Consider the following 1206-nt stretch of genomic DNA (forward strand, 5'->3'; position numbering starts at 1 on the left):
ATGGTGAGCAGGGCGAACCCGGAGATCACCATCAGCCCGTCGAGCACCAACGGGCCCACATGCGCCGCCACGGGGTCGTAGCCCCACGCGGCGAGCACGTCGCGCACATACCCGTAGCTGATCACCGCCGACCCGAGCGCGACCGTGCCGGTCCCGCCGAACCGGGCCAGCCCCCACTGCCAACCCGGCCGCCACGGCACCCGCGACAGGACCTCCACCGACAGCAGCAGCCCGATCGGCCACACCGCCGCACCGACCTGCGCGGCGATCCCCGGCGCCCATCCTTGCGGCAACCGATCCGCGGGCAACCAGGTGTGCAACACGTTGGCCGCCACCGACATCACCGACCCGAACACGAACCCCGCCCACGCCACGAACCGGCCGCCACCAGCGGGCGCTGGCGCCACCACAGCCGCTGGCTGGCGAAGCGCTTCGGTGGGCTTCGGTGCCTCCGCGTCGGCAGGAGGGTCGACAACCGTCAGAGGGGCTGTCGCGGCGATGGCGTGCTCCGCGTTGTCCTGGCGATCGGGAGCGTCGCCGGCGTCGTTCTCGCCAGTGCTGGTGACGTCCGCTCCCGATGAGGTTTCCTGGTTCGCCAGCTCAGCCAGGGCAACCCGCACCCGGTACGGCGAGGCTCCGGTCACTTCGCCAGTGTCGGCCGGCCCGGCGTGGGTTGCCCGGCCAGCCGTGCCGTCTCCATCAGTGTGCGGATCATGTCGACCAGCTCCGCGTTGTCGACTGCGGTCGGTGGGCTGTCGATAGTGTTCGTCATCGGGTCGCAGCTCCTGTGCGATCAAGGCCCCGGCCGGTGTTCCCGCACCGCGTTCGGGGCCGCCTGAAATAGCGTTCACCGCGGGCAGCCGGGTATGCGGCGGCCGCAGTCGAGCCGGAGCGATCGGGTGATGCCCCGGCGGTGGCCAGTCAGGGCGAGGTTCGCCCTCGCCCGGAGTCCAGGGGGCGAACGTTGCCCCGACTGGCCAGCGCGGCACGCAGTCGGGTGATCTCGTCGTGCTGGGCGGCCAGGCGGGAAACCGCCGTGGTCTTGAAGTCGTGCAGGTCCTTGATCTCGACGTCGCGATCGGACAATCGGGTCCGCAGGGCTTCGACCTGGTCCCTGAGCCGGACGATCTGCGCCTCGCGCGGGTCGGCGATCACCCCTGCCTCGCGCAGCCGGTCCCGGCGCTGCTCGAACTCGACCTTCAAGTG

Annotated in this window: 3 protein-coding genes; all 3 read right to left on the minus strand. The window is 71.2% G+C overall.

Annotated elements, in window-relative coordinates; genetic code table 11:
- Positions 1-644 (minus strand): hypothetical protein (locus ACRDSQ_RS11845; protein WP_431420939.1); only part of this gene is annotated, 644 nt, incomplete at its 3' end.
- Positions 641-772 carry a hypothetical protein gene (locus ACRDSQ_RS11850; RefSeq protein ID WP_431420940.1) on the minus strand — a complete coding sequence of 44 codons (132 nt, stop codon included), beginning with the start codon at positions 770-772 and terminating at the stop codon, positions 641-643. The genes ACRDSQ_RS11845 and ACRDSQ_RS11850, both read right to left, overlap by 4 nt.
- Positions 773-921: 149 nt before the next feature.
- Positions 922-1206 (minus strand): hypothetical protein (locus ACRDSQ_RS11855; RefSeq protein ID WP_431420941.1); only part of this gene is annotated, 285 nt, incomplete at its 5' end.

The organism is Actinokineospora sp. (assembly GCF_050699995.1).
In the GTDB taxonomy this organism is placed as follows: domain Bacteria; phylum Actinomycetota; class Actinomycetes; order Mycobacteriales; family Pseudonocardiaceae; genus Actinokineospora.